Below are 11,115 nucleotides of genomic sequence, written 5' to 3' on the forward strand. Positions count from 1 at the left end.
TGGTGATCTGCACAGTGAATCTGTACGCCCGCTGACATATCATTACCCGCCTAACGACGGGCCAGGGTTTTGAACACATGCTGGGTATATTTTTAGAGACCCTGAACATCACCGCGCCGGTTTTCGCCATGTTGTTTCTCGGTGTGGCGCTCAAGCGGGTGGGCTGGATCAACGACAGCTTTATCCATACAGCATCAGCCTTGGTGTTCAACGTCACCATGCCCGCGTTGTTATTCCTCGGCATTATTCATGCGGACCTGAGCGCAGCGTTGAAACCGGCGTTGCTGGGGTATTTTTTCATTGCAACACTGGTCAGCTTTGGCTTTGCATGGGGATGGGCGATTTGGCGTTGCCCTTACGAAGACCGAGGGATTTTCACTCAAGGCGCGTTTCGCGGAAACAATGGTGTTATTGGCCTCGCGCTGGCGGGCAGTTTGTATGGCGACTACGGGATTTCGTTAGGCGCGATCCTCGCGGCGCTAGTCATTTTGCTCTACAACACGTTGTCGACCATTGTGTTGGCGGTCTACAGCCCGGTAATTAAGTCTGATCCGTGGAGCGTATTAAAAAGTGTTTTATGCAATCCGCTGATTATCAGCGTGTTGGTGGCTGCACCGTTCGCTTACTTCAAGATTGGTCTGCCGAGCTGGCTGCAAACTTCCGGCGAATACTTGGCACAGATGACCTTGCCGCTGGCGTTGATCTGCATTGGGGGCACCTTGTCGCTGGTGGCGTTGCGCAAAAGTGGCGATCTGGCGATCAGTGCCAGTACGGTAAAAATGATCTGGCTGCCGGTGCTCAGTACATTGGGTGCATGGTTATGGGGTTTTCGCGGGGCGGAATTGGGAATTTTGTTTCTGTATTTTGGCAGCCCAACCGCTTCCGTTAGCTTCGTCATGGCGCGGGCGGCCAATGGCAATCATGAATTAGCCGCGGCGATTATTGTGATCACCACGCTGGCAGCGGCGATCACCACCAACATCGGAATTTTTATCCTGCAGTGGGGCGGTTGGATTTAGCTGCTTCTCTGATGCTGCCGTCGCCATGCCTTCACGGAAGTAAACAGGATGAGCACAGCCAGCAGGGGCAGAATCAAGTAGCTCATCAGTTTTTCCAGCGTATGGGCCAGCGGCATCCCCGTGGTAAACGAGATAATGTGCAGTCCATAGGCCAAGTACAGCCCGAGCAGAAGCAAACCTTCGGTGCGCGTGACGCGATAGCCTGAATAGAACACCGGCAAACATACGGCAGAAACCGCCAGCATCACCGGCAAATCGAAGCCCAGCGCGTTCGGTGATATGGATAACGGGCTCGGTGCGACCATCGCGGTCATACCCAGCACGCCAAGCAGGTTAAACAGATTGCTACCGATCACATTGCCAACCGCAATGTCCCGCTCGCCCCGCATAGCGGCGATTAACGAGGTGGTTAGCGCCGGTAACGAAGTACTGCCCGCGATCACAGTCAGGCCGATCACCCGTTCCGATAACCCCAGATCTTGGGCAATCGCCACAGCGGCTTCTACCAACAAGTGCGCCCCCATCACCAGCAACATCAGACCAAAAGCTATTGTTACAACACTGACGACTTGCCGTGCTAGGGACGTATGTGTGTGTTTCGGCGTACTTTTCGGCACGTACCGGCGCGAACGTCGTGCCAACGTCAGTAGATATGCCAGCAATGCAAATAACAGGATAGCGCCGTCTACCGCGCCGAGTTCGCCTTTATAAGACAAAGCAAATACCAGCGCACTGGCACCGATCATCAATGGCGTGTCGACGCGAACCAATTGCCGTGCGACTCGCAATGGGATGATGAGTGCGCACAGGCCCAAGGTGATCAGCACATTGAAAATGTTACTGCCCACCACGCTGGCCACCGAGATGTCAGGACTGGAAGAAAAAGCAGCTTGCAGGCTAACCGCCATTTGCGGAGCGCTGCTACTCATGGCGACCACCGTCAGCCCGAGAATCAATGGCCTGACTTTTAGGCTGGCGGCCAAGCGCACGGCTGCGCGTACTGATAACTCAGCGCCCACCACCAAAAGAAATAAGCCGCCAAACAGCTGAAGCAGGTTCGGCAGAGCAAGCGTGGATAGCCCTAGAATTCAAGTCACCTATCAGTCGCCTAACGTTTGCACGCGTACCCGCGCTACACCGGCGCTCAGCATACCGAGTTGCTCCGCGGCTTTGCGTGACAAATCGATCAGGCGTCCATGGGAGTGAGGACCGCGATCGTTAACCCGAACTTCGACGGTTTTGTCGTTACCCAGATTTGTGATCAACAGCCGCGTGCCGAAGGGTAAGTCGCGGTGTGCGGCAGTTAGTAAGTTTTGGTCAAAGCGCTCACCGCTGGCGGTGCGTTTGCCTTGATGTTTGGCGCCGTAAAAAGAAGCGCTGCCGGTTTCGTTGTAACCCCGAGGATCTATGTTCTGGCCGGCACAACCGGCCAGTAAAGTAAGCAAAGTAAGTAAAGCGCACGTGCTGAAGAGCCGCCACATGGTCTGGTCCTTCAATGGTTTTCGGCTTGGATTCGCACAACGCTATGGGACCGAACTCTTTCGGGACCGCGGTAAATATGGTCACCGCGTCATCCCAATCGCGAATGAATTCGCCCCACAGCCCCTCAGAACTTAAAAAGCTTGGTTCCTACAGGGGGGGTTATGTTTACCCCTCAAGTTTGCTTTTCAGCAATTCATTCACTTGTTGCGGGTTGGCTTTGCCTTTTGACGCTTTCATGGCCTGACCGACGAAGAAACCGAACATCTTGCCGCGCTTGGCTTCGTCTGCTGCGCGATAGTCCTCCACTTGGTGAGCGTTGGCCGCAAGCATTTCGTCAAGCATCGATTCTATAGCGCCGCTGTCGGTTACCTGTTTCAGGCCACGTTGCTCGATTACTTCGTCAGCGCTACCTTCGCCATTGGCCATGCCTTCGAACACCATCTTCGCGATTTTGCCTGAGATAGTGTTGTCGGTAATGCGCAGCAACATTCCGCCCAATTGCTCGGCGCTGACCGGTGACTGATCAATTTCCACGGCCAGTTTGTTCAGCAAGCTGCCCAGCTCGACCATGACCCAGTTGGCGGCCAATTTGGCGTCGCCACTGATACCAACAACTTTTTCAAAGTAATCCGCTTGTTCGCGGCTTGAAGCCAGGACACTAGCGTCATAGGCCGACAAGCCGAACTGTGCCTGAAAGCGTTCGCGTTTTTGCGGTGGCAATTCCGGCAGCGTGGCGCGGACTTCATCAAGAAACGAACTCTCGATCACCACCGGCAGCAGGTCGGGGTCCGGAAAGTAACGATAGTCGTTGGCTTCCTCTTTGCTGCGCATGGCGCGGGTTTCGTCTTTGCCTGGGTCGTACAGACGGGTTTGCTGGATCACCCGGCCACCGTCTTCGATCAGCTCGATCTGGCGTCGAACTTCGGTGTTGATGGCTTTCTCAATGAAGCGGAACGAGTTGACGTTCTTGATCTCGCAACGGGTGCCGAATTCGACTTGCCCAAACGGACGGATCGATACGTTACAGTCGCAACGCAAAGAGCCCTCGGCCATGTTGCCGTCGCAAATGCCCAGGTAACGAACCAGTGCGTGCATGGCTTTGACGTAGGCTACGGCTTCTTTGGCGGACCGCATGTCTGGTTCTGAAACGATTTCCAGCAGCGGCGTGCCAGCGCGGTTCAGGTCAATCCCGGTCATCCCGTTGAAATCTTCATGCAAACTCTTGCCTGCATCTTCTTCCAAGTGCGCACGGGTGACGCCGATACGCTTGACCGTGCCGTCCTCGAGCGTAATGTCCAGATGGCCTTTGCCAACAATCGGCAATTCCATTTGGCTGATCTGATAACCCTTCGGCAGGTCCGGGTAAAAATAGTTTTTCCGTGCGAACACATTGTGCTGGCCGATCTCGGCGTCAATCGCCAAGCCCAGTTTGACCGCCATCCGCACCGCTTCCTGGTTCAGCACCGGCAATACGCCAGGCATGCCGAGGTCCACAAGACTTGCTTGCGTGTTTGGCTCAGAGCCGAACGTAGTACTGCTGCCGGAGAAAATCTTCGATTGGGTCGACAGCTGGGTATGAATCTCCAGCCCGATCACAACTTCCCATTGCATGTGTTTTCTCCTTAGAAGCCTGATGGGCTGCGCGTATGCCAGTCGGTCACTTGTTGATACTGGTGAGCGACATTGAGCAAGCGGCCTTCTTGGAAGTAGGGCGCAAGCAGTTGCACGCCGACCGGCAGGCCGGCGACGAAACCGGCCGGCATCGACAAGCCTGGCAGGCCCGCAAGGTTGGCGGTGATGGTGTAGAAATCTTCCAGATAGGCAGAAATCGGGTCGTCGTTCTTGGCGCCGATTTTCCAGGCTGGGTTCGGCGTGGTTGGCCCCAGAATTACGTCGACTTCAGCGAAGGCACTCATGAAGTCATTCTTGATCAGGCGCCGGATTTTCTGTGCTTGAAGGTAGTAGGCGTCGTAATAACCGGCAGATAGCGCATAGGCCCCGACCAGGATTCGCCGCTGCACTTCTGGGCCGAAGCCTTCTGCGCGAGAACGCTTGTACAGGTCTTCAAGGTTTTTCGGGTCCTCGCAACGATGGCCAAAACGCACGCCATCAAAACGCGACAGGTTCGAGGAGGCTTCAGCGGGTGCAATGACGTAGTAAGCCGGGATGGCATGTTGCAGGTTCGGCAGGCTGACTTCCTTGACGACGGCACCGAGTTTTTCCAGCTCCTTGACGCTTTCAAGAACTAATTCAGCAATACGTGGGTCGAGACCGGCGCCGAAGTATTCTTTTGGAATACCGACTCGCAGTCCTTGCAACGAGCCGTTGAGGCTGGCGGAATAATCCGGCACGGGCTCATCGATGCTGGTGGAGTCCTGCGGATCGAAGCCGGCCATGCCTTGCAGCAGCAGAGCGCAGTCTTCAGCCGTGCGCGCCATCGGGCCGGCTTGATCAAGGCTTGAAGCGTAAGCAATCATCCCCCAGCGTGACACACGACCGTATGTCGGCTTTAGACCCGTGAGGTTGGTCAACGCCGCCGGCTGGCGAATAGAGCCGCCAGTGTCGGTGCCGGTAGCGGCAGGCAACAGGCGAGCGGCAACGGCCGCCGCCGAACCACCCGACGAGCCGCCGGGAACGTGTTCAAGGTTCCACGGGTTTTTCACAGGACCGTAATAGCTGGACTCATTGGCAGAACCCATGGCGAATTCGTCCATGTTGGTCTTGCCTAGCGTTACCGTACCGGCGGCGGCCAATTTAGCGACAATCGTTGCGTTGTACGGTGCTTTGAAGTTGTCGAGCATCTTCGAACCGCAACTGGTGCGAATGCCCAAGGTACAAAACAGATCTTTGTGGGCCAGTGGGACGCCCAGCAAGTCGCCACTCTCACCCCCCGCGCGGCGGGCATCGGCCGAGCGTGCCTGGCCAATTGCCAAGTCCTCGGTGAGCGTGATGAAGCTGTTGATTTTCGGGTCAAGCTGGGCGATACGCGCCAGTAGAACCCGGGTCAATTCTTCAGAAGAAAACTTTTTTTCGGCGAGTCCGCGGGCGATCTCGGCTAGGGTCAAATGGTGCATTGAAGGCTCTTTCCCTTACTCGATGACTTTCGGAACCAGATAAAGGCCGTTTTCGACCGCTGGTGCGATGGCTTGGTAAGTATCGCGCTGATTTCGCTCGGTCACGACGTCAGCACGCAGGCGTTGAGAGGCTTCGAGCGGGTGCGCCAGTGGTTCGATACCGCCGGTATCAACGGCTTGCATCTGATCTACCAGCCCGAGAATATTATTAAGTGCATCGGTAGTACGCGGAATATCGGCGTCATTCAGGCCTAGTCGGGCCAAATGAGCGATTTTTTCCACGTCGGAGCGATCAAGCGCCATGGGAATCTCCAGTGGAAAGCAGACGGATGGGTTCCGTGTGTTAGATTGTGCGAACACTACCGCATTTCTGCGGTCGTATGGCCGCGAACGTCTTGGCTCGTGCTTGGAAAAACAGCCAATTTAACATATTGGCTCCTTGCCCAAAATCCCTGTCGTTGTTAGAGTTTGCCGCACTTTTTTACCCACGCGTTGCCTAGGGTCCTTTTCCCATGTTCAAGAAACTGCGTGGCATGTTCTCAAGCGATCTTTCGATCGATCTGGGCACTGCCAACACCCTTATTTACGTGCGTGAGCGCGGTATTGTACTGAATGAACCTTCGGTGGTGGCCATTCGCACCCACGGGAATCAGAAAAGCGTTGTTGCCGTCGGAATGGAAGCCAAGCGTATGCTTGGCCGTACTCCGGGCAATATTGCGGCCATTCGCCCGATGAAAGACGGTGTTATTGCCGACTTCAGCGTGTGCGAAAAGATGCTGCAGTACTTTATCAACAAGGTTCATGAGAATAGCTTTCTGCAGCCAAGCCCTCGGGTGTTGATCTGTGTGCCGTGTAAATCCACTCAGGTGGAACGTCGAGCCATTCGAGAGTCGGCCCTTGGTGCCGGTGCTCGTGAAGTGTTCCTGATCGAGGAGCCAATGGCTGCCGCGATCGGCGCTGGCCTGCCAGTGGAAGAGGCGCGCGGCTCAATGGTTGTCGATATCGGTGGTGGTACCACTGAAATCGCTCTGATCTCGCTCAATGGTGTTGTGTATGCCGAATCCGTGCGAGTGGGTGGCGATCGTTTCGACGAAGCGATCATCACCTACGTACGTCGTAACTATGGCAGCCTGATTGGTGAATCAACCGCAGAGCGCATCAAGCAGGAAATCGGCACCGCTTACCCTGGCGGAGAAGTGCGTGAAGTTGACGTACGTGGTCGTAACCTTGCTGAAGGCGTTCCACGTGCTTTCACACTCAACTCCAACGAAGTCCTAGAAGCGCTGCAGGAGTCGCTGGCGACTATCGTTCAGGCGGTTAAAAGCGCGCTGGAGCAGTCGCCTCCGGAGCTGGCTTCGGACATCGCCGAGCGCGGTCTGGTGCTGACCGGTGGTGGCGCGTTGTTGCGTGACCTGGACAAGTTGCTGGCCCAAGAAACGGGTTTGCCGGTAATCGTCGCCGAAGACCCACTGACCTGCGTGGCTCGCGGCGGTGGTCGTGCGCTGGAAATGATGGACAAGCACACCATGGACCTGCTCTCTACCGAGTGAGTTCGTTGAGCGCAAAGTCCAGCAGTCGTGGTCTACAGGTAGCAGCGATGCTGCCTGTATTCGTTAGGCTGGCGCCAAAATAAGGCGTTATCTTCTGTCCATCTGTGTCTAGGCCGGTTGCATGCCGTATGAAGAATAAGTACAACCAGTTGAAGCTCAATCCATCGAACGCATGCCCGCAAGGAGCGGCCTATTAAACCGCTCTTCGCAAAAGGCCCCTCACTGGGCGTGCGCCTGCTGGTGCTGGTCGTCTTATCCGTTGCGCTGATGGTAGTGGATGCCCGTTTTACGGTGCTAAAGCCTCTGCGCAGCCAGATGTCGCTGGTATTGATGCAGTCGTACTGGATTGCCGATTTGCCGCAACGCCTTTATCAAGGTGTCGCCAGCCAGTTTGGCAGCCGTACCGAGCTGATCGCCGAGAACGAAAAACTCAAGACTGAAGCTTTGCTGCTGCAAGGGCGCCTGCAAAAACTGGCGGCTTTGACTGAGCAGAACGTGCGTCTGCGCGAGTTGCTCAACTCTTCCGCGCTGGTCAACGAAAAGGTCGAAGTGGCCGAGTTGATTGGCATGGACCCCAATCCCTTTACGCATCGCATCATTATCAATAAGGGTGAGCGCGACGGCGTGGTGCTGGGTCAGCCTGTCCTCGATGCCCGTGGCTTGATGGGCCAGGTGGTCGAGTTAATGCCGTACACCTCAAGAGTTCTGCTGCTAACCGATATCACCCACAGCATCCCGGTTCAGGTCAATCGCAATGGCTTGCGTGCCATTGCCAGTGGCACTGGTAACCCGGAACGCTTGGAACTTCGGCATGTGCCAGACACGGCGGACATCAAAGAAGGCGACCTGTTGGTGAGCTCTGGACTCGGTCAGCGCTTTCCGGCGGGTTACCCGGTGGCGACCGTCAGGGAAGTGATTCACGACCCCGGCCAACCGTTCGCCATCGTGCGCGCCGTTCCTACTGCCGCATTGAATCGCAGCCGTTACCTGTTGCTGGTCTTCAGCGATGGCCGGTCGGCCGAGCAGCGGGCGGCCGATGCTGCGCAAGCTCAGGAAGTGATTGATCATCCTGGCGCGGAGGCTGCTACGCCTGCCACTCCTTCTGCACCTGGCGTTGCTATACCTGCCGGGGCACACGCTAAACCTGGCCCTGGTGCAGTTCATGCTCCGGCGACATCCGCCGTCCCCAACCCGGCCCCGGCACATGGTTCGCCAACGCCATCCCATACGCAAACAATCCCTGCCGGCAAACCGCCGGTCAAGCCAGTTGCGATCAAACCGCCGGTTGCCGCACCTGTAGCACCTGGGACGAGGGAAGAATAATGGTCCGTCTCGCGCACGCAAAAAATGGTTGGGTAGTGTGGTTCAGCTTTGCTGTTGGTTTACTGCTGAGTGTTTCCCCGTTGCCGCAGTTCATGGAAATATTTCGCCCGCTTTGGCTCGCGCTCCTGTTGGCGTTTTGGGCGTTAGCGCTGCCGCATAGAATTGGCATGGCCACTGCGTGGATGCTCGGGCTGGCCGAAGACGTGTTGTACGGTACATTGCTTGGGCAGAACGCGATGATTTTGACCCTGATCACATTCTTGGTGATGTCTTTGCAGCAACGTCTGCGCACCTTCCCGATGTGGCAGCAAAGTATGGTCATTTTGGTTATTTTTGGTTTGGCCCAGTTGGCGCAACTCTGGTTGAGTGCGTTGACTGGTAATCGTCAGCCGACGCTGGCGCTGGTATTGCCAGCGCTAGTCAGTGCGTTGCTCTGGCCATGGGTCAGTTATGGATTGAGAGGCTTGAGCAAACGCTTGGCGATCTATTAATCGATAGAGTTATTGTACCGGTCACGGCTTACGTTTTCCGCGGTGGCATTTTTTGCATAGTCACGAACACGGTGGCGATGGCCTGATCACCGACAAGGAGATGTCCGTATGCCCCTGTTATACCTGGCTTCTGGTTCACCGCGTCGTCGTGAGTTGTTAACGCAAATAGGCGTGTCCTTTGCGGCGCTCAGCGCTGACATTGACGAAACCCCCTTCCCCGAAGAGTCTCCTGTTGCCTACGTAGAGCGGCTGGCGCGCGCGAAGGCCCAGGCGGGTATGACGTTGCTTGTGCTCGACGCGAAGGGGTCGCCAACATGCGTGTTGGGTGCCGACACCGCTGTCGTTCTAGACGGCCGAATCCTTGGCAAACCGGTGGATCGAGCGGATGCCTTGGCCATGCTCAGTGCGCTGTCTGGCCGAGAGCATGAAGTACTGACTGCGGTCGCGCTCCTCGATCACGAAAAGTGTGAAGTCCTCATCGTCCGTACTCTTGTACGATTTAGGCCAATCCACAGCGCAGAAGCTCAGGCCTATTGGCACAGCGGCGAACCACAAGACAAGGCGGGTGGTTATGCAATTCAAGGCCTGGCAGCTATTTTCGTCGAAAGCCTGCAGGGTAGTTATTCTGCAGTCGTCGGTTTGCCATTGTGCGAAACCGCAGAAATGCTTAGCCGTTTCGGCATACCCTGTTGGCAACGCCTTGAAGGTAAAAAGCCATGAGTGAAGAGATTCTAATCAACATCACGCCGATGGAATCGCGCGTGGCCGTAGTTGAGAACGGCGTACTTCAGGAAGTTCACGTTGAGCGTACCCAGCGGCGCGGTATCGTTGGCAATATTTACAAAGGCAAAGTCGTGCGGGTTTTGCCCGGTATGCAGGCGGCATTTATCGACATCGGCCTGGACCGCGCAGCGTTCATTCACGCTTCGGAAATTTCCATGCGCGAAGGCCCGTCGGTTGAAAGTATCAGCGCACTGGTTCACGAGGGCCAGGGCTTGGTAGTGCAGGTCACCAAAGACCCTATTGGCAGCAAAGGCGCGCGCCTGACCACTCAGTTATCGATCCCGTCCCGCTACTTGGTGTATATGCCCCGGACTGCGCACGTGGGAATTTCGCTCAGAATCGAAGATGAAGCTGAGCGTGAGCGACTGAAAAAAGTAGTGACTGACTGCGTTGCGCAAGAAGGCATAACTGAAGCTGGCGGTTTTATTCTACGGACTGCAGCGGAAGGCGCTGGCGCCGATGAAATCCTAATGGACATCCGCTACCTGCGCCGTTTATGGGATCAGATTGGCGTGCAAATCCAGACGGTCAGCGCTCCCAGTGTGATTTACGAAGACCTTGGTCTAGCCCTGCGCACGCTGCGTGATCTAGTCAGCCCACGGATCGAAAAAATCCGTATCGATTCACGGGAAACGTTTCAGCGGACCACTCAATTCGTTTCCGAACTGATGCCGGAAATCGCCGATCGCCTCGAGCATTACCCAGGCGAGCGGCCGATCTTTGACCTTTATGGGGTTGAAGACGAAATCCAAAAAGCCCTTGAACGTAAGGTTCCTCTCAAGTCCGGTGGTTATCTGGTGATTGATCCGGCTGAAGCGATGAGCACCATCGACGTCAACACTGGTGCGTTTGTCGGGCATCGCAACCTGGAAGAAACCATTTTCAAAACCAATCTTGAAGCGGCAACGGCGATTGCACGCCAATTGCGCCTGCGTAATTTGGGCGGAATCATCATCATTGACTTCATCGACATGGAGGATGGTGAACACCAGCGCCAAGTACTGCGTACGCTGGAAAAACAGCTGGAACGCGACCACGCCAAGACCAACATCATCGGCATTACCGAGTTGGGACTGGTGCAAATGACCCGCAAGCGCACTCGTGAAAGTATAGAGCAAGTGCTGTGCGAGCCCTGCAGTAGTTGTCAGGGTCGGGGTAAATTAAAGACTCCAGAAACAGTCTGTTATGAAATTTTTCGCGAAATTCTCCGCGAAGCCCGGGCTTATCAAGCAGAAGGCTATCGTGTACTGGCTAATCAGAAAGTTGTGGATCGCCTACTGGATGAAGAGTCGGGTAATGTCGCTGAATTGGAAGGTTTTATCGGCCGCACCATTCGTTTTCAAGTCGAGACAATGTATTCCCAGGAACAATATGACGTAGTGCTGCTCTGATC

11 protein-coding genes are annotated in these 11,115 nt (G+C 55.6%); 6 read left to right on the forward strand and 5 right to left on the reverse strand.

Features of this window, described 5'->3' with window-relative positions:
• Positions 1-77: 77 nt before the first annotated feature.
• On the forward strand, positions 78-1,019 hold the full coding sequence (locus tag QN378_RS21050; RefSeq protein ID WP_322205396.1) for an AEC family transporter: 942 nt from the start codon (positions 78-80) through the stop codon (positions 1,017-1,019).
• Here the strand turns inward: QN378_RS21050 and QN378_RS21055 are convergent.
• The 5 genes from QN378_RS21055 to gatC all read right to left on the reverse strand — a co-directional run bounded on the left by QN378_RS21055 (position 1,016) and on the right by gatC (position 5,878).
• Entirely contained in the window at positions 1,016-2,074 is a 1,059-nt protein-coding gene (locus QN378_RS21055) for a calcium/sodium antiporter (RefSeq protein ID WP_322206939.1), read from the reverse strand. The two genes, QN378_RS21050 and QN378_RS21055, sit on opposite strands and share 4 nt — an antisense overlap.
• 45 nt (positions 2,075-2,119) lie before the next feature.
• On the reverse strand, positions 2,120-2,500 hold the full coding sequence (locus QN378_RS21060; RefSeq protein WP_322205395.1) for a septal ring lytic transglycosylase RlpA family protein: 381 nt from the start codon (positions 2,498-2,500) through the stop codon (positions 2,120-2,122).
• A 166-nt stretch (positions 2,501-2,666) separates the two neighbouring features.
• Positions 2,667-4,112 (reverse strand): Asp-tRNA(Asn)/Glu-tRNA(Gln) amidotransferase subunit GatB, encoded by a 1,446-nt coding sequence (gene gatB, locus QN378_RS21065; RefSeq protein WP_322205394.1) that lies wholly within the window; start codon positions 4,110-4,112, stop codon positions 2,667-2,669.
• Between the two features lie 11 nt (positions 4,113-4,123).
• Positions 4,124-5,575 (reverse strand): Asp-tRNA(Asn)/Glu-tRNA(Gln) amidotransferase subunit GatA, encoded by a 1,452-nt coding sequence (gene gatA, locus QN378_RS21070; protein WP_322205393.1) that lies wholly within the window; start codon positions 5,573-5,575, stop codon positions 4,124-4,126.
• Between the two features lie 15 nt (positions 5,576-5,590).
• The gene (gene gatC, locus QN378_RS21075) at positions 5,591-5,878 is read right to left on the reverse strand and encodes an Asp-tRNA(Asn)/Glu-tRNA(Gln) amidotransferase subunit GatC (protein WP_322205392.1); all 288 of its coding nucleotides are present in this window, start codon (positions 5,876-5,878) and stop codon (positions 5,591-5,593) included.
• 209 nt (positions 5,879-6,087) lie between these two features.
• Between gatC and mreB the strand changes: the two genes are divergently transcribed.
• From mreB to rng, 5 genes are all read left to right on the forward strand, one after another.
• The gene (gene mreB, locus QN378_RS21080; RefSeq protein ID WP_322166077.1) at positions 6,088-7,125 is read left to right on the forward strand and encodes a rod shape-determining protein MreB; all 1,038 of its coding nucleotides are present in this window, start codon (positions 6,088-6,090) and stop codon (positions 7,123-7,125) included.
• A gap of 228 nt (positions 7,126-7,353) precedes the next feature.
• Complete coding sequence (gene mreC, locus QN378_RS21085) at positions 7,354-8,448, forward strand: rod shape-determining protein MreC (RefSeq protein ID WP_407074067.1); 1,095 nt, start codon at positions 7,354-7,356, stop codon at positions 8,446-8,448.
• Positions 8,448-8,939 carry a rod shape-determining protein MreD gene (gene mreD, locus QN378_RS21090; protein WP_322205391.1) on the forward strand — a complete coding sequence of 164 codons (492 nt, stop codon included), beginning with the start codon at positions 8,448-8,450 and terminating at the stop codon, positions 8,937-8,939. The genes mreC and mreD overlap by 1 nt, the downstream gene beginning before the upstream one ends.
• A gap of 108 nt (positions 8,940-9,047) precedes the next feature.
• Entirely contained in the window at positions 9,048-9,659 is a 612-nt protein-coding gene (locus QN378_RS21095) for a Maf family protein (RefSeq protein ID WP_322205390.1), read from the forward strand.
• Entirely contained in the window at positions 9,656-11,113 is a 1,458-nt protein-coding gene (rng, locus tag QN378_RS21100; protein ID WP_322205389.1) for a ribonuclease G, read from the forward strand. The genes QN378_RS21095 and rng overlap by 4 nt, the downstream gene beginning before the upstream one ends.
• Positions 11,114-11,115 lie beyond the last annotated feature (2 nt).

This window comes from Pseudomonas sp. 10S5 (assembly GCF_035019745.1).
Taxonomy (GTDB): domain Bacteria; phylum Pseudomonadota; class Gammaproteobacteria; order Pseudomonadales; family Pseudomonadaceae; genus Aquipseudomonas.